The sequence below is a fragment of the Hymenobacter segetis genome, from assembly GCF_038448715.1.
GTDB classification, from domain to species: domain Bacteria; phylum Bacteroidota; class Bacteroidia; order Cytophagales; family Hymenobacteraceae; genus Hymenobacter; species Hymenobacter segetis.
This window is the reverse complement of the sequence record NZ_JBCEVZ010000005.1, coordinates 1-16037: the sequence shown is the minus strand read 5'-3', so window position 1 is coordinate 16037 and position 16037 is coordinate 1. Positions and strand designations below refer to the sequence as shown.

The following is a 16037-nucleotide window of genomic DNA, read 5'->3' as shown; positions in this document are numbered from 1 at the left end:
CAGCGATTACTCAGTAAGAAATGGGATACTTGTATTAAACTCGCCAGGCGTTGGCTAGTCTATGCTAAACCGTTGGCCCATAAGAGAAAGAACGCCGGGCCAGGACTCGTTTCATTGTTGTTGCTGATTCCATCATTACGCCCTGCTTATGAACCGTCGACATTTCCTCCAACGAAACGCGGCCGTCCTAAATGCCCCGGCGGCGGCCGTAGCTGAGCGGCCCGCGTCACCGGTAGCCCCCGCCGCCGCGCAGGCCCAGCAGGACCCACCCGAAACCGTGAGCCGCTATGCCAACAAGGCGCTGCCTACCGGCCTGGCCCGCACCACCAGCACCCTCACGCCCTACGCTGGTACCTGGGGCTACGCGCAGGCCGCCCACCTGCTGCGCCGCTGCCTGTTCGGCCCCACACGCACGGAGATTATGACGGCGGCGGGCTCCAACCTCACAGCGGTGCTCAACGGCCTGCTGACGGTCCCGGCCACCGCGCCCGACCCGCCCGTGAATGTGTCGGCCACTGATACCAGCGTGCCCATCGGGCAGACCTGGACGGCGCAGGTATTCGACCAGAATTTTGAGGGCGTGCGGCGGGCTTCGCTGCGCGACTGGTGGTTGGGCCAGTTGCTGGGCCAGAGCACCACGCTGGTGGAGAAGATGACGCTGTTCTGGCACAACCACTTTGTGGTGGAGCTGGGCGACATCAATGATGCCCGCATGGGTTACGAATACTGCCGCCTGCTGCGCCAGCACGCGCTGGGCAATTTCAAGCAGCTGGCCAAGGACGTGACCGTGACGCCCGCCATGCTGCGCTATCTAAATGGCAACCAGAGTATAACCGGTGCGCCCAACGAGAACTACGGCCGGGAGTTGCTGGAGCTGTTCACGGTGGGCAAGGGGCCGCTGATTGGCGTCGGCAACTACACCAACTACACCGAGGCCGACGTGCAGGCCGCCGCCAAAGTCCTCACCGGCTGGCGCGACCTGGCCACCGTGCCCGTGAGCAGCTACTTCACGGCCAGCCGCCACGATACTACGACCAAAGTGTTTTCGTCGGCCTTCGGCAATGCCAGCATTGCCAACGGCGGCGCTACCGAATACCAAGCCCTTATCAACCTGATTTTTCAGCAGGTCGAGACGGCGCGCTTTATCGTGCGCAAGCTGTACCGCTGGTTTGTGTACTACCTGATTGACACGCAGGTGGAGACAGATATTATCCGGCCGCTGGCTACTATTCTCATCAACAATGGTTTCGACATCGTGCCGGTGCTGCGGGCGCTGTTTAGCTCCGAGCATTTTTTCGATGTGCTGAACGTGGGCTGCCTCATCAAAAGCCCGCTCGATTTCACGGTGGGCCTGTGCCGGCAGATGGAAATGGTGTTTCCGCCCGCCACCAACGCGGCCGTGCAGTACACCATGTGGGACTACCTCAACAGCCTCACTTTCGTGCAGCAGCAGACGCTGGGCGACCCGCCCAACGTGGCCGGCTGGGCTGCCTACTATCAGACGCCGCAGTACCACGAACTCTGGATAAATGCCGTGACACTGCCGCGCCGCAACCAGGTCACGGACCTGTTCATTGGCTCGGGCTACACGCGCAGCGGGGTCAAAATTGTGATTGACGTGCTCGCGCTCACGCAGTCATTCCCGGCCGCTACGGCGGCCGATTGCAACCTGCTGATTGCTGAGTATGTGAAGCTGATGGTGCCCATTGCCCTCACCACCAATCAAATTGCCTTTCTGAAAACCGCGCTGCTGCCGGGCCTGCCCGATTTTGAGTGGACCATAGAGTGGCAGCAGTACCTGGCCGCGCCCACCAACACGGCCAAGAAAGCCGCCGTGACCACCAAGCTGCAAGCCATGCTACGCGCCCTGATGGGCCTGGCCGAATACCACTTGTCCTAACGCCAACAGCCACACCATGAAACGTCGCGAATTTCTACAGACTACGGCTGCGGCCTCAGTTGGCACTGCTTTTTTGAGCGGGCTGCCGATTGGAGCTTATGGCTATTCGGCTCAGCTGGCGGCCCTCACCAATGCCACCACGGTTACGGATAAGGTGCTCGTCATCATTCAGCTGCAGGGCGGCAATGATGGGCTGAACATGATTATCCCCTTGGACCAGTACCCGGCCCTGCTGGCGGCGCGCAGCAATATTGCGCTGCCCCAGGCGCAGGTGCTGCCGCTCACCACGGCTACCGGCATTCACCCGGCCATGGCCTCGCTCCAGAACCTGTACCAGAATGGCAAGCTGGGCGTGGTGCAGAGCGTGGGCTACCCCAACCCCAATTTCTCGCACTTCCGGGCCACCGATATCTGGACTTCGGGTTCCGACTCGAACGTGACCTGGACCACCGGCTGGGCCGGCCGCTACCTCGACGGCGAGTTTCCGGGCTTCCCCACCGGCTACCCCAGCACCACGAATCCCGACCCGCTGGCCATCAGCATCGGCTCGGTGGTGAGCAACTGCGTGCAGGGCCCCACGGTGAACATGGGCATGGCCATTGCCAGCACGTCGTCTTTCTATCAGTTGCTTAGCGGCGGCGTGGATGCCGCGCCGAATACGCCGGCCGGGCACGAGCTGACGTTTATCCGGCAGGTGGTGAGCCAGACGCAGGTGTACACCACGGCCATTCAGGCGGCGGCCGGGCGGGCCCAGAACCTCTCGCCACTATACCCCACGGCGGGCCAGAATTCGCTGGCCGACCAGCTCAAAATAGTGGCTCAGCTGGTGGCTGGTGGCCTGAGCACGCGCATCTACGTGTGCCAGCTCGGCGGCTTCGATACGCACACGCTGCAGGTGCCCAGCACGGGCAGCACCACGGTGGGCACCCACGCCACGCTGTTGGGTAAGATTGCGGAGGCCGTGAATGCCTTTCAGGATGATTTACGGCGGCTAGCAATCCAGGACCGAGTGGTAGGCATGACGTTCTCGGAATTCGGGCGGCGCATCCGGTCCAATTCGGGCTTCGGCACCGACCACGGCGCGGCTGCCCCGCTGCTGGTGTTTGGCTCCAAGGTGAACCCCATCGTGCATGGCGCCAACCCCACGCTGCCCACCAGCGCCGGCGTCAACGACAACATTCCCATGCAGTTCGATTTCCGCAGCATCTACACCAGCATCCTCAAAGACTGGTTCCAGGTGACGCCGGCCACGCTTACGCAGCTCTTCGGGCAATCCTTCACCTACGTGCCGGTGCTGCGGCCCGGGGCCGCTACAGCTACGGCTGCCGCGGCCGAGGTAGCCGAGTTCACGGTGTACCCCAACCCGGTGGCGCGCGATAGCCGCACCACCGTGGCCTACGAAAGCGCCGGTGGCCACGTCCAAATCGTGGTGCTCGATGCGCTGGGCCGCGAGGTGCGCCGCGCCGTGGACCAGGTGTTGCCCCGTGGCACCCAACTGCTGCCTGTGGACCTGAACGGACTGGCCCCGGGGGCCTATTACTGCCAGGTACGGGAGGACCGGCGCACGGGCTCACGCATCGTGGTGGTGGAGTAAAGTCGGGAATTGTGGGGTAATATCTATTGATAAATCCTGCTTATAATGAGATGGTTGGTATTCGTTGTTGTGGATTTTTTCGTTTGATAAATAGAAAAAAGACAGCCCGGCCCCGCACTTTTCCGTACAGCGAATCCGGGGCGGTAATTGCCCTTTTTCACCTCTCCCTTCTCAATACCAGCTTTATGGAAGCGCAAATCGAAAAACAACTCGAAGACATCCTGCCCGAAGACCTTGCCCGTACTTTCGAGAGTGCCTACCACGTATTTCAAGGCAAGACCGAGCACGTAGACGACCTGCTGAAAAACGGCGGCGTACTACTGCGCAAAGCCGCTCAGCGCTTCACGCCCACGCAAATGGTGCTCGGCATCGCGGCGATTGCGGCTGTGACGGTACTGCTCATCAACCGCGCCAGCCACGACTAGCTATTTATCGGCCCGCCGCTGCAAAACGGTACAGGACCAATGCGATACAGAAAAGGCGACCTTCTACTGGAGGTCGCCTTTTCTGTGTTTTTACAGTGCTGATTTCCGGAGAAAAAGCTGCTTATCGAATGTCAACTAAGACCGGGACAGTGAGGCGCACGGCTACCGGCTGGCCGTTGTGGCGGCCGGGCTCGAAACGGGGCAGGCGCAGGGCTGCCGCCAGCACCGCCTCATCCAGGGCGCTGTTGATGGGCTTGAGCATGACCGGGCGCGTGATGCGGCCATCGGGCTCCACCACGAAGCTGACCTGACCCTCGCCGCTACTAGCCCGCTCGGGGTACTCAATCAGTTCCTGCAGGGCGGCTTGCAGGCCGTCGGGGCCGCTGCGGCCGGGCAGCACGGGCATCTGCTCAACCTGGCTGTAAACCTGATTTTCGGGCACCGGCGCGGCCTGGCCGGTAGGCGGCGCGGGCGGGCTAAACCAGATGTTAACCACCTGGTACATGGCCACGGGCTGGTCGTCGTAGCCCAGGGCGGGCTGCCAGCGCGGGAAACCGCGCACGAGGCGCAGGGCTTCGTCGTCGCAGCTGGGGCAGAGGGAGTTGATGACTTCGCTGGCCCCCACGCGGCCATCAGGCTTCAGCACAAAGCGCACCACAACGCGGCCTTTAAGGTCGCGCTGCTTTACTTCGGGGGGCGTGGCTTTATTCTTTTGCAGGTACTGCTCCAGGGCCGCGTCGCCGCCGGGAAACTGAGCTGGCCGCGCCACTTCCGCGCTGGCAAACACATGGCGCGGCGACAGAAACATGACCGGCACGGTGAGCAGCACCGCCACCGGCTGGCCCTGGTAGCGGCCCGGCAACAGGCGCGGCATCCGTTTCACCGCGGCCAGCGCGGCGGCATCGCAGGCGGGGCTAAGGGACTGCACTACGGCCGCCTGCCGGGCCACCCCACTCACCCCCACGACGACGCGCACGAACACCCGGCCTTCGGTGCGGCCCTCGCGAACTTCAATCGGGAGCTGCAGGTGCTTCTGAACGGCCTTCACCAGCGCCAGATTGCCACCCCCGCCGGGCAGGGTCGGCATTTGGTCTACGTAGTTGAATATCTGGGTGGTATCGGTAGCATACTGGCCGTAGTATTGGGCGGCGGCGGGGTGGGTGGTCAGCAACGCCAGCGCCAACAGCAACCAGAGCCGCTGGGAATGCTGGCTGCTAAGGATGTTGAAGTAAGGAGTGCAGGAATTCATACCGCAAATTTATTGGCGGGAGCGAACTGCAGGAATCAATGAAAACGAGCAGCCCGCCCGAACTCAACCGGCACGGTGAAGCTTACCGACGCAGGCCGGCCCAGCATTTTGCCGCCGTTGAAGCGCGGAAGTTTATGGATGGCGGCTACCGCAGCAGCGTCGTAGTCAGGATTCACGCCCTTCACAACCTTGACATCGCGCACCACCCCGCTGGGGCCTACAACAAAGGCAACAAACACCTTCTCCATTTTGCGGCTGGCCAACGCGGCAGCGGGCTGAACTAACGCCCGTTGAATGGCCTGTAAGATGGCCTCGGAACCGCCGCCCGCGGGCAACTCCGGCATCTGCTGCACTAGGGTGTAAATCCGGTTAAGGGTGTCAGTTGGGGCAGCGAGGCTACCAGCCGGCGCAACCATGCGGAAGGTAACGGGCACGGTAAAGCGCACTGGTACCGGCCGGCCCACTTGCCGGCCGGGGTTGAACTGCGGCAGCTGCTGTACGGCCGCCAATACCGCTTCGTCGCAGCCGGCCCCGATGCCCTTCACGACTTTGGCATCGCGCACCATCCCGTTTTCGCCCACTGTAAAGCTCACGAATACCCGCCCTTCCACATGCTGCTGAATGGCCTGGACCGGGTACACCACCCGACTCTGGATGGCATTGATAATGGAGGCATTACCGCCTCCACCGGGCAGCTGCGGCATTTGCTCGACGTAGGTATATATTTTGCCGCCAATCCGTGCGGTATCAGACGCCGGAACCGGGGGCGGAGTGGTTTGCGCCAAGGCCGATTGCGCAGCGCAGATAATAAGAAACGGCAGCACGGTGCGCAGTGTGCGCAAGGCGGGGTTAAACAAGGTAGATTTCAAAGGAAGTTGTTGGGTGAAAAGAGACAAAACGGGTGCGAAACGGCACCATTGATAAATTTTAAATACTCGCAAATTACTTCGCTTTCAGCGTCCAGCTTGTAGCCACCCGCGCATTTGGCTCCGCCGCGCTGCGCAGGAACACCAGCTCATCAAGCTGGCCCACGCGCCAGGTTTCCAGTAGGTTGCTGTAGAAGGGCGAGCCGGGGTTGCCGCTCTGGCCGCCGGGGTACACGCCGTAGGCGCGCACCTGCGGGCCCAGCGCCACCACCATGCGCCAGCTGGGGCCGTTGCGCTCGGTGGTGGCGTTCACGATGCCCGCGCCGCCGCCGCAATCCACGTCTAGCTGCCCGAAGCCGGGGAGCTTGAGCAGGTGCAGGATGTCGGTGCTTTTCTGACTGGCCCAGCGCCATTTGGGGCCTTGTGCGCCGTATTTGCGGGTGAGGCTGTCCACGGCCCAGCGCAGGCTTTGGCGGGCCAGCAGGGGCAGGGTTTCGCGGGCGCGGGTGCGGCGGTCGTCAATCCAGCGACTGCTGTCTTCCTTCAGAATCAGGTTGTTGGTGCGGTCACGGGCGGGGTAGCGGTAGGCCGGGCCTTTAGGGTCGAGGGGAAAATCGTCGTCCCAGAGACGCTTCACCAGGTTGTCGTACCACAGCTCAAACAGGCTGGGGCCGACGGCATCGGCCGTGTACTGGTAGTTCCAGGCGCGCAGCGCGGCCAGGGCCTGGCCCTCGGGTGTAGTGGCTGCCTGCGTGCCGGCCAGCGCCAGCATTCGCGGCAGCATCAGCTGCGCATTCAGGCCCAGCACGTCGTTCTGCAGCAGGCGCAGGCTGTCGGCCGTCACTATGGGCATCTGGCCGAGGCGCTGGTTGATGCGCCGGCCGCGCTCCGACGAGCCGTAGTCCCAGTTCATATAATATGGATAGTCCTGCGGCCGCACCGACGACTGGTTGGCCGACGACACGAAGCCCCGGGCCGGGTTCTTGGCGTGCGGGTTCTGGGCGGCCGGAATCCAGCCCTGCCAGTCCTGAGCCGGGTCGCGGCCATCGAGCAGGTATTTGCCCTGCTCGTGCCATTTTAGCGGCAGGCGGCCGTTGGGCCAGATGGCAATGTCCTGGCCGGCATCGGCAAACACGAAATTCTGGGCCGGCGCGCCGTAGCTGGCCAGTGCGGTCGTGTAGTCGGCGTAGGTGCGGGCGCGGTTGAGTTGGTAGAAGGTTTTGAACTCGTTGGCCGCGTCGTGGGCTGTCCAGCGGGCCGCGTAGCCGATAGGCGTCTGGGGCAGGAAGGGCTTCTCGACGCGGTCGTACACCACCGGGCCGTGGTGGGTGTATAATACGGTATCAAGTCGGTCAGCCTGCCCGCGTACTTTGATGTGCTCCACCACGCGGCGCACCGGCTTCCAGCGGCCGGCGTGCCAGTATTCCAGCTTGCGGGCGTCCCGAAACTGCACCTGGTACCAGTCGAGCACATCGGCGTAGGTGTTGGTCACGCCCCAGGCCACCTGCTCGTTAAAGCCGATGATGGCCAGTGGCGCGCCCGGAATCGACACGCCGTAGACGTTCACGCCCGGTGCGGTCATTTGCACCTGGTACCAGATGCTGGGCAGGTTGAGCTGTAGGTGCGGGTCATTGGCCAGCATTGGAAAGCCCGTAGCCGAGCGCGCCCCACCCACCGCAAAGTTGTTGGAACCCAAGTCGCGTGAGGGCTCCTGCGTGGGCGCATACGGCGCTTCAGCCGCCACAAAAGCCGGTGGCACGGGCGGCGTGGCCAGCGGCTTAAAATCTAACGCAGTGCCCACCGGAATCACCGGGTCTTCGCGGGTAGGGTAGTCCGGAAACAGGTCGCGCATCACCGCCGGGCCGTATTTGCGCAGGGCGTTGCTCATGCGCAGGTCGTCGGAGCGGCCGGTGAGGTCGAAGGCCATGTATTTGAGGATGAGGGCGCTTTTTAGCGGCTTCCAGGGCTCGGGCGCGTAGTCGAGCAGCTTGTACTCGAATGGGTAGGTAGCGGGCGTAAGGCTGCTGATGTAGGCGTTGATGCCATCGGAATAGGACTGGGCCACCACGCGGGTCACGGGGTCGGCCAGCACGGCGGCCACTGACTTTTGCGCTCCGAAGCCTAAGCCCATGCGCCGGAAAAACCGGTCGGTTTCGAGCCGCTCCGGCCCCACGATTTCGGCCAGCCGCCCGGCCGCTACGTGGGCCACGAAATCCATCTGCCAGAGCCGGTCGCGGGCCGTGAGGTAGCCTTGAGCCAGGTACAAGTCGTGGTCGTTTTGGGCGAAGATGTGCGGTACGCGGCGGTCGTCGTAGCGCACCGTCACAGGTTGTTGCAGGCCCGCGATGGCTAGCTTTTGTTGGGCCGGGAAGTCTTCGGGCCGCTCGCCGTTCAGCCAGAAGCCCCGGTACGGGCTCAGCAGCTTGCCGAAGGGCGGCAGGTTGCCCTGCTTGGTATTAAGCACCCAAACGAGGGTAAGGCACGCGGCCAGGGCCAGTATGGCTTTTATCATGGTAGATAATGAATTGGAATTCCGAGCGCAAGCTACTGCGCGAAGCTGCAGAGCGGCGGCATGTCGGTAGGAAGCAGGGAAGACAAAATAGCAAAAGCCCTGGTGGGGCGACACTCACATTATGAGTGTCGCCCCACCAGGGCTTTAAAATTATTAGAAACGGTGCTACTACCAATATGCCTCCGCGCTGCGGGCAGTGTTGGCGTATCAGCGCAATGCTAAACTCATCGAAGCGCAACTTCGCGCACCAGCCCACCGATACCCCAGACCAGCAATTGCTGGCGCACGGCTTCGGCCTCGGGACGTTCGCCAAACTGGCCCACGAGCACGCGGCTGCGCTGGCGCCCATCGAGCAAATCCTGGGAGATGGTTACGCTAAGCTCCGGCATCAGCGACTTGATGCGGGCCTGCACCGTCTGGGCATTGGCAGCATCAATGAAAGAGCCGGCCTGAATGAGGAAACCGGCCGGGCAATTCACCGATTCGGTGGTGCTGATGACTTCGGCTTTGGTGGCGTGCGCCGCGGCGATGAGCGTGGCCGTAGCGTTGACTCTGGCTGCTGAGTCAGCGGGGCTGATGGGGGCATCCGGGGTTACCGTGTAGGTCGTGAACGCGGCTTCGGGGTTGGGGTCGGCGGCGAAGAGGGCGGCCAGGTTGTTGGGGGTAGAAGCGGGGCCGAGGGGTGTTTCGGGGGCTACTACTTCGGCTACCACGGTAGCGGCACCGCAGTCAACCACGCCCAGGGGCTTGGCGGCGGCTTCGGATAAGTCGAGGATGCGCTGGTGGCGGAACGGGCCACGGTCGGAAACCCGCACCACGACCGACTTGCCGTTTTTCACATTGGTAACCCGCAGGCGGGTGCCGAAGGGCAGGGTTTTGTGGGCGCAGGTGTATTTGAAGCGGTTGTAACGCTCGCCGCTGGTGGTGCGTCGGCCTTGGAAGTAACTGCCATACCAGGAGGCCCGGCCGCGCAACACCGTAGTGGCGGTGCTAGTGGCAGGAACTGCTTTGGTGGTACCGGGGGCGGTGCGCGCCGAAGCGCCCAGCAAAGTCAGTAGAAAAAAGAAGCAACTGGAAAGGACGAGTACTTTAAGGCGACGAGATAAAATCATGCGATTTGCAGATGGTGAGCAGGACAAACATAGACCCATCCATTTGAGCAATGCTAAAAATCCGCTGACCTCTACTAACCGAATTAGGTTAAAAATTGTCCTTTATCCAGAAAACTTGCATTTAATTAATCTTCATGTTGGCCTGAAAAGTAGCCGTGAGGTTGCCTCAAAGTATATTTTGCCGAATTGGGCCTTTGCCATTGCACAGGTACCAAAATTAGATTATGCGACGGGTATAAAATTTGGGCATCGGCCCTACGACTACCTTTGAAACCGGGTTGCATAAGTCCGGTTTTTATCGTAAGAGCAGTAGCCCGCCGCCGGGCCCTAACCCTACCTTTGTCCCATGGATTTTGGCCGCTTACCCGACCTTCGCTACGTTGATTTCAGCCTGCCGCCCGACCATCCCGAGACGGCCCGGGTGCTGGCCCGCGCCCGGCTCACGCAGCCTGCGCCGGCCCGCATTTACGTCGGCTGTCCCATCTGGACGAATAAGGAATGGCTGGGCACGTATTTCCCCGCCGGCATCAAGGAGCCCGACTACCTGCGCTACTACGCGCAGCAGTTCAACAGCATTGAGCTGAATACCACCCACTACCGCATTCCAGATGCCACCACAGTGCGGCGCTGGCGCGAGGCCGTGGGGCCGGATTCGGGCTTTAAGTTCTGCCCCAAGCTGCCGCGCAGCATCAGCCACGAGCGGGAATTATTTCAGGCCGATGACCTGGTGGTGACCACGGCGCGAGCCTTCGAAGGGCTGGGCGACAACCTGGGCTGGGCCTTTTTGCAGTTGCCGCCGCACTTCGGCCCCGAGCATTTGCCGCGACTGGAACGCTTCCTGGTCGACTTCCCCGAGACCGTGCCGCTGGCCGTAGAGTTGCGCCACCCGCGCTGGTTTGCCGACCGCGTTTTGGCCGATGCCGTATTCGCAACCCTCGAAGCCCTCAACAAAACGCTGGTGATAACCGATGTGGCCGGCCGGCGCGACGTGCTGCCCCTGCGCCTGACCACGCCCACCGCCTTCATCCGTTTCAACGGCCACGGCCTGCACTCCACCGACTACCACCGGGCTGATGCCTGGGCTGAGCGCATTGCCGCCTGGGTGGCGCAGGGCGTGCACGAGGTCTACTTCTTCATCCACCAAAAAGACGTGCGTCACGCGCCGGTATTCGCTCAGTATTTATTGGAGAAAATCCGGAGGCTAACGGGAATTGTGGTGCCGCCGCCGCACATCATTCCGCAGCCGGTGCAGGGGAACCTGTTTGGGTTTTAGGAGGTGCTTGCTATCAGCCATCTGTCATCCTGAGCGCAGCGAAGGACCTTATTACGTTCAAACAGCTTTCGTCCAAATGTGATAAGGTCCTTCGCTGCGCTCAGGATGACAGAGGTGTTAAGTCACAAACTAACCGGCTGTTGCAAGAGCGGCCCAAGCACCTGCCACACGTTTTCGGCCAGGATTCTCTGGCCGGCTGCGTTGGGGTGCACGCCGTCGGCCAAGTTCAACTCACGGCGGCCCAGCACACCTTGTAAGAGGAAGGGCACGAAGGGCAGTGAGTTTTTATCGGCCAGGGTGCGGAACAGGGCTTTGAACTCGGTGGCGTAGTGGGCCAGGCGGTGGCCGCCGAGCGGGCCAAGGTCGAAGGGAAACTCCAGGCCAGCTAGTACCATTTGGGCCTGCGGATACTGCCGCCGCACGGCATCGATGATGAACTGGAGGTTCTGGGTGGTTTCGCGGACGGGGATGCCCCGGATGCCGTCGTTGGCCCCGAGGGCCAGCACGAATACGTCAATCGGGTGGCGGGCCAGCACGGCGGACAGGCGCTGGCGGCCGCCGGCGCTGGTTTCGCCGCTCACGCCGTAGTTGTAGGCTTTATAAGGAAGCGGGTGCTCGTCGAGCCGCTGCTGGAGGATGCTGGGGAAGCTGTTGGCGGCCGGCAGGCCGTGGCCTGCGGTGAGGCTGTCGCCAAAGAAAATAATATTTTTCATATAGTGCTGTTTAAACAGCACAGTAGACTTTTTCGTGCCCGACTGGTGGGGTCGGCAAGAACCAGAAAGAACGTCATGCTGAGCGGAGTCGAAGCATGACGTTCTTAAATTAAGCTGAGGCAGGGCTTTACTCCACCACTTCCAGCACGGTGCGGAACGAGACGTACTTGCCGGCGAAGTGCTTTTCCATATCGGCGCGGAGGGAGGGGGCGCAGATGGCCTGGTATTCTTCGAGCTGCTCCAAGCTGAGGCAGTAGTATTGGGCGGCGTAGGTGATGCCACCTTCTTCCTCGTTGAGCAGGCGACAGAGCTGGCTCTTGATGAAAAAGCCGGTTTCCATCACCTCGGGCATGTGGGTGGAGCGCATGTAGTCCAGCCAAGCCTCGGCGGCGGTGGGCTCGATGCTGCTGGTGACGTTGTAGAGAATCATAGGAATGGAGTGACTGAGTGAGGAGGTGACTGAGTGAAGAAACGGTGAATAAAGCACTCAGCCGCTCCCTCACGCAGTTGCTCTTTTCAGACGCGCATGGTGTCGAACTGAAAATCAGTGATACGGGCCTGAATGTCTTTGGGTGAAAGATTGGACGTGGCGGCGGCCTGGGCCAGGGCGGGCAGCTCGGCATCGCCGGCCAGGCGCAGGCTCAGGATTTGGCTGAGGCTGAGCTGCTTTTCGAGGGCATTGAAGCGCTGGCCGCTTACCTCAAAATAGCGTTGGCGCACCTCAAGCCGGCAGATGCGGTCCTGCAATTGCAGGGCGTAGTGCTGGCGCAGCATCAGGAGCACGCCCAGGCCGATGATGGCCAGGGCGGCCACTGTGAACCAGAGCCGGGCCGTCTGGTCGTCGTCGCCGGCCACTTTGGTGTAGCGCAGAATGGCGTAGCCGGCCATGAGCCCGGCCAGCGGCAGCAGCACGAAATGGTGCCAGGGATAATATTGGGCGGTGTTTTTGGTGGGGGTGGGCATGCGAAATGAGGTGATGGGGACTAAAGCAGGGGAGATGGGTTGGAAAGCGGGCAATAAAAAACTCCGGCCGAAGCCGGAGTTTTTTTCATAGAAAGACGGCGGGCCGACTTCTTTATTTCATTTCCTTGGCGCGTTTCTTTTCGGCTTTGGCCATGTCGCGGGCGGCGCGCTCCTGCTTCTTGGCTTCGGAGGCGGCGTGGCGCTGCTCTTTCAGCTGGGACTTTTGCGCTTTTTCCTGGTTGCGCTGCTCGCGGAGCTGCTTTTTGAGGTCGGACTGCTGGCTGGCGTTTTGCTGAAGCTGGTTTTTGCTGTCGCGCACGGCCTGGTCGCTGTTGTTGCTTTGCTGTTTTTGCGCCTCGTAGGTGGCTTTGGTATCGGCGGCGCGCTGCTGCTGCTGCTCAATGGTGAGCGGAGCCGGCTGTTGGGCTTCGGGGGTGATGGGGGTTTGGGCGTGGGCCGAGAGGGAGGAGGCCACGATAATGGCCAAAAGGCCGAGGAGCTTTTTCATGGGGGCGGGTTGTGAAACCCGGTTAGGTATGGCCTGTGTACGCCGCGCCTACCGCAAGGTTTTCAGAACCAGGGGGAAATAGCACGTCATGCTGAGCGCAGTCGCAGCATCTCTACCGCAATGCTAAACCTGTCGATTAGGATTAGTTAAACGGTAGAGATGCTGCGACTGCGCTCAGCATGACGGCCTGGGGGCTATTCCTCCACGTAGTCCAGGTCTTTGCCGTAGCTCTCGGGCAGGGTGCTCACGGCCCAGAAGGCTATTAGCAGCGACACGCCGCCCAGCACGGCCGCGCCCGGCACGAAGCCCAACTGCCCGCTCAGGTACTTGAAGGCGGGCACCAGGCCCACCACCGCGCCGCGTGCGAAGTTGGGCGCGGTGGTGGCTACCGTGGCCCGTAGGTTGGTGCCGAACTGCTCGGCGGCCACCGTCACAAACAAGGCCCAGAAGCCCACCGAAATGCCCAGCACGAAGCACACGGCGTAGAACGTGGCCGGTGAGGCGCCTTTTATTCCAAACAAATACACGGCCACCAGCGTGGCGCAAAACACCAGAAACACCTGCAGCGCCTTGTTGCGCGAGTGCCAGAGCTGGCTCAGCGCCCCGCTCATGAAATCGCCAAACACCAGCCCGAAATAGCACCAGAACACCGCCAGCCCGGCCGTGACCTCGCCCGTGAGGCCCAGGGCCCGCCCAAACTCCGGTGCCAGCGTGACCAGGATGCCCACCACGAACCACAGCGGCACCCCAATCAGCAGCACGCGCAGGTACTTGCCCAGGCGGGTGGGGTGGGTGAAGAGGCTCAGGAAATTGCCGCGCGATACTTCGGCCTGGGCCTGCACCTGCTGGAACATGCCCGACTCGAACACGCTCACGCGGAGCAGGAGCAGGGCCAGGCCCAGGCCGCCGCCCACGAAATAGGCGTTGCGCCAGCCCAGTTTTTCGCCCACCCAGTAGCCCAGCATAGCCCCGCTCACGCCTACGGTGGCCACTATCATGGTGCCGTAGCCGCGCTTTTCCTTGGGCAGGCTTTCGCTGACGAGGGTGATGCCCGCGCCCAGCTCGCCGGCCAGTCCGATGCCGGCGATGAGCCGCAGCCAGGCGTATTGGTCGATGGTTTGGACGAAGCCGTTGGCAATGTTGGCCAGCGAATAGAGCAGAATAGAGCCAAACAGCACCGAGAGCCGGCCCTTTTTATCGCCCAAAATCCCCCACAGAATGCCGCCGAGCAGCATGCCGCCCATCTGCATATTTATCAGAAACAAGCCGCGGTCCGTCACGGCCGCTTTGTCAATAATGCCGAGGTCATTGAGGCTTTTGACGCGCACGATGCTGAACAGAATCAGGTCGTAGATGTCGACGAAATAGCCCAGCGCGGCTACGATGACGGCAGCGCTGAGAACGGTGGTTTTAGTAGGGTGGGAAACTTGCATGGCGAAATGTAGCACCAACTTGTGGTGCCACAAGCGGCTCGCCAGCTCCCTAAGGCATTAGTGAGCGTGCGCCGCTTCCGACACGGCCGGCGCGGCCAGCTCGCAGTGGCTGTGGCAGCCGCCGGGCAGGGGGCCGTCCTCGACCTGCACGGTGCTGTGGCGGATGTTGAATTCGGTTTCGAGGCCCTTGGTGAGGGTGGCCAGCCAAGCGGCATCGGCCTGGCCGGGGCGCACGAGGTGGGCCATGAGGGCGGCATCGTGGCCGGCGCTGCTGAGGCTCCAGATGTGGAGGTCGTGCACGGACTCGACCTCGGGCTGGGCCAGCAGGTAAGCACGCACGGCTTCGGGGTCGATGCCGTCGGGCACGGCTTGCAGGCCCAGGCGGAGGCTGTCGCGCAGCAGGCCCCACGAGCTATAGGCGATGAGACCGAGGATGATGAAGCTGATGGCGGGGTCGAGCCAGGCCCAGCCGGTGAGCAGCACGAGGCCGCCGCCGGCCACCACGCCCACGCTCACCAGGGCGTCGGTCATCATATGCAGGTAAGCGCCGCGCACGTTCACATCGGACTGGCCGCTGCGGAAGAGCAGGGCGGTGATGCCGTTGATGAGGATGCCGACGCCGGCCAGCAACATCACCCAGCGGCCGTTGACGGGGGCGGGGTGGCGCAAGTGGTCGATGGTTTCCCAGAGAATGAAGCCCAGCGCGGCGTAGAGCAGGGCCGTGTTCAATAGCGCGGCCTGGATGGTGGCCCCCCGGTAGCCAAAGGTGTAGCGCCGGGTGGCGGGCCGGCCCGCCAGCCAGGCCGCGCCCCAGGCCAGGGCCAGGCTGAGCACGTCGCTCAGGTTGTGGCCGGCATCGGAGAGCAGAGCGCTGGAATTGGCCCAGAAGCCGCCAATGGTTTCGGCAACCACGAAGGCCAAGTTGAGGCCAATGCCGATAGCGAAGGCAGCGCTGAAGCCGCCGCCGGGAGGCGGGGCGGCGTGCTGGTGGCCGGCGTGCGAGTGGCCGGGGGCGGAATGGTCGTGGTCGTGAGGCATGGGGCGAAGCGTTGGCGCTGCGCGAAGAACGTAAACGGTTGGGCTTTGGGTGCGATGAAGTAGCGCGGACTTTGTAGTCCGCGCCCCGGAACGACACCCGAATGACGCGGGGACGCGGACTACAAAGTCCGCGCTACTGTGCTACGGCCGCGTCAGCACTTCGTCAATCAGGCCGTATTCTTTGGCTTCGTCGGCCCGCAGCCAGTAGTCGCGGTCGGAGTCGGCGTGGATTTGCTGGTAGGTTTTGCCGGTGCGCTCGGCGTAGATGCCGTAGAGCTCCTCGCGGATTTTAATGACCTCGCGGGCGGTGATTTCGATGTCGGCCGACGGGCCCTGCACGCCGCCCGAGGGTTGGTGAATCATGACGCGGGCGTGGGGCAGGGCCGAGCGTTTGCCAATAGCGCCGCCGCAGAGCAGAAACGCGCCCATGCTGGCGGCCAAGCCGGTGCAG

16 protein-coding genes are annotated in these 16037 nt (G+C 62.4%); 5 read left to right on the top strand and 11 right to left on the bottom strand.

The genetic code is table 11. The features are described from left to right. The first annotated feature begins 148 nt into the window (after positions 1-148). The 3 genes from AAFH49_RS03430 (at position 149) to AAFH49_RS03420 (ending at position 3919) form a co-directional block, all read left to right on the top strand. Positions 149-1900 (top strand): DUF1800 domain-containing protein, encoded by a 1752-nt coding sequence (locus tag AAFH49_RS03430; RefSeq protein ID WP_342296019.1) that lies wholly within the window; start codon positions 149-151, stop codon positions 1898-1900. 16 nt (positions 1901-1916) lie between these two features. After that, complete coding sequence (locus AAFH49_RS03425; RefSeq protein ID WP_342296018.1) at positions 1917-3494, top strand: DUF1501 domain-containing protein; 1578 nt, start codon at positions 1917-1919, stop codon at positions 3492-3494. A gap of 185 nt (positions 3495-3679) precedes the next feature. Further along, the gene (locus tag AAFH49_RS03420; protein ID WP_342296017.1) at positions 3680-3919 is read left to right on the top strand and encodes a hypothetical protein; all 240 of its coding nucleotides are present in this window, start codon (positions 3680-3682) and stop codon (positions 3917-3919) included. Between the two features lie 121 nt (positions 3920-4040). Here the strand turns inward: AAFH49_RS03420 and AAFH49_RS03415 are convergent, their stop codons facing one another. The 4 genes from AAFH49_RS03415 to AAFH49_RS03400 form a co-directional block, all read right to left on the bottom strand. Next, positions 4041-5168: an energy transducer TonB gene (locus AAFH49_RS03415; protein ID WP_342296016.1), complete on the bottom strand. Its 1128-nt coding sequence runs from the start codon at positions 5166-5168 to the stop codon at positions 4041-4043. A gap of 35 nt (positions 5169-5203) precedes the next feature. Next, on the bottom strand, positions 5204-6037 hold the full coding sequence (locus tag AAFH49_RS03410) for a TonB family protein (RefSeq protein WP_342296014.1): 834 nt from the start codon (positions 6035-6037) through the stop codon (positions 5204-5206). Positions 6038-6110: 73 nt separating this feature from the next. After that, positions 6111-8546, bottom strand: coding sequence for a penicillin acylase family protein (locus AAFH49_RS03405; RefSeq protein WP_342296013.1), 2436 nt, complete (start codon positions 8544-8546; stop codon positions 6111-6113). 224 nt (positions 8547-8770) lie between these two features. Continuing rightward, the gene (locus tag AAFH49_RS03400) at positions 8771-9658 is read right to left on the bottom strand and encodes a septal ring lytic transglycosylase RlpA family protein (RefSeq protein WP_342296012.1); all 888 of its coding nucleotides are present in this window, start codon (positions 9656-9658) and stop codon (positions 8771-8773) included. On the opposite strand from AAFH49_RS03400, the gene AAFH49_RS03395 reads away from it, so the two are divergent. Continuing rightward, the gene (locus tag AAFH49_RS03395; RefSeq protein ID WP_342296011.1) at positions 9657-9929 is read left to right on the top strand and encodes a hypothetical protein; all 273 of its coding nucleotides are present in this window, start codon (positions 9657-9659) and stop codon (positions 9927-9929) included. The two genes, AAFH49_RS03400 and AAFH49_RS03395, sit on opposite strands and share 2 nt — an antisense overlap. 75 nt (positions 9930-10004) lie before the next feature. Next, on the top strand, positions 10005-10931 hold the full coding sequence (locus AAFH49_RS03390; protein ID WP_342296009.1) for a DUF72 domain-containing protein: 927 nt from the start codon (positions 10005-10007) through the stop codon (positions 10929-10931). Between the two features lie 122 nt (positions 10932-11053). Here the strand turns inward: AAFH49_RS03390 and AAFH49_RS03385 are convergent, their stop codons facing one another. From AAFH49_RS03385 to AAFH49_RS03355, 7 genes are all read right to left on the bottom strand, one after another. Continuing rightward, the gene (locus tag AAFH49_RS03385) at positions 11054-11644 is read right to left on the bottom strand and encodes an arylesterase (protein WP_342296008.1); all 591 of its coding nucleotides are present in this window, start codon (positions 11642-11644) and stop codon (positions 11054-11056) included. Between the two features lie 127 nt (positions 11645-11771). Next, positions 11772-12074 (bottom strand): DUF4286 family protein, encoded by a 303-nt coding sequence (locus tag AAFH49_RS03380; protein WP_342296007.1) that lies wholly within the window; start codon positions 12072-12074, stop codon positions 11772-11774. An 86-nt stretch (positions 12075-12160) separates the two neighbouring features. Continuing rightward, positions 12161-12607 carry a DUF6526 family protein gene (locus AAFH49_RS03375; RefSeq protein ID WP_342296006.1) on the bottom strand — a complete coding sequence of 149 codons (447 nt, stop codon included), beginning with the start codon at positions 12605-12607 and terminating at the stop codon, positions 12161-12163. A gap of 112 nt (positions 12608-12719) precedes the next feature. Further along, the gene (locus tag AAFH49_RS03370; protein WP_342296005.1) at positions 12720-13115 is read right to left on the bottom strand and encodes a hypothetical protein; all 396 of its coding nucleotides are present in this window, start codon (positions 13113-13115) and stop codon (positions 12720-12722) included. Positions 13116-13309: 194 nt separating this feature from the next. Further along, positions 13310-14548, bottom strand: a complete 1239-nt coding sequence (locus AAFH49_RS03365) for an MFS transporter (protein ID WP_342296004.1) — start codon at positions 14546-14548, stop codon at positions 13310-13312. A 57-nt stretch (positions 14549-14605) separates the two neighbouring features. Continuing rightward, positions 14606-15586, bottom strand: a complete 981-nt coding sequence (locus tag AAFH49_RS03360) for a cation diffusion facilitator family transporter (RefSeq protein ID WP_342296003.1) — start codon at positions 15584-15586, stop codon at positions 14606-14608. Positions 15587-15727: 141 nt separating this feature from the next. Then, a partial coding sequence (locus AAFH49_RS03355) for a ClpP family protease (RefSeq protein WP_342296002.1) occupies positions 15728-16037 on the bottom strand: 310 nt, incomplete at its 5' end.

Bases quoted from the DNA above. Each gene is read 5' to 3' on its own strand.
- AAFH49_RS03415 (WP_342296016.1), bottom strand. From the start codon at position 5,168: ATGAATTCCTGCACTCCTTACTTCAACATCCTTAGCAGCCAGCATTCC.
- AAFH49_RS03390 (WP_342296009.1), top strand. From the start codon at position 10,005: ATGGATTTTGGCCGCTTACCCGACCTTCGCTACGTTGATTTCAGCCTG.
- AAFH49_RS03385 (WP_342296008.1), bottom strand. From the start codon at position 11,644: ATGAAAAATATTATTTTCTTTGGCGACAGCCTCACCGCAGGCCACGGC.
- AAFH49_RS03370 (WP_342296005.1), bottom strand. From the start codon at position 13,115: ATGAAAAAGCTCCTCGGCCTTTTGGCCATTATCGTGGCCTCCTCCCTC.
- AAFH49_RS03365 (WP_342296004.1), bottom strand. From the start codon at position 14,548: ATGCAAGTTTCCCACCCTACTAAAACCACCGTTCTCAGCGCTGCCGTC.
- AAFH49_RS03425 (WP_342296018.1), top strand. From the start codon at position 1,917: ATGAAACGTCGCGAATTTCTACAGACTACGGCTGCGGCCTCAGTTGGC.
- AAFH49_RS03395 (WP_342296011.1), top strand. From the start codon at position 9,657: ATGCGATTTGCAGATGGTGAGCAGGACAAACATAGACCCATCCATTTG.
- AAFH49_RS03400 (WP_342296012.1), bottom strand. From the start codon at position 9,658: ATGATTTTATCTCGTCGCCTTAAAGTACTCGTCCTTTCCAGTTGCTTC.
- AAFH49_RS03405 (WP_342296013.1), bottom strand. From the start codon at position 8,546: ATGATAAAAGCCATACTGGCCCTGGCCGCGTGCCTTACCCTCGTTTGG.
- AAFH49_RS03430 (WP_342296019.1), top strand. From the start codon at position 149: ATGAACCGTCGACATTTCCTCCAACGAAACGCGGCCGTCCTAAATGCC.
- AAFH49_RS03420 (WP_342296017.1), top strand. From the start codon at position 3,680: ATGGAAGCGCAAATCGAAAAACAACTCGAAGACATCCTGCCCGAAGAC.
- AAFH49_RS03380 (WP_342296007.1), bottom strand. From the start codon at position 12,074: ATGATTCTCTACAACGTCACCAGCAGCATCGAGCCCACCGCCGCCGAG.
- AAFH49_RS03360 (WP_342296003.1), bottom strand. From the start codon at position 15,586: ATGCCTCACGACCACGACCATTCCGCCCCCGGCCACTCGCACGCCGGC.
- AAFH49_RS03375 (WP_342296006.1), bottom strand. From the start codon at position 12,607: ATGCCCACCCCCACCAAAAACACCGCCCAATATTATCCCTGGCACCAT.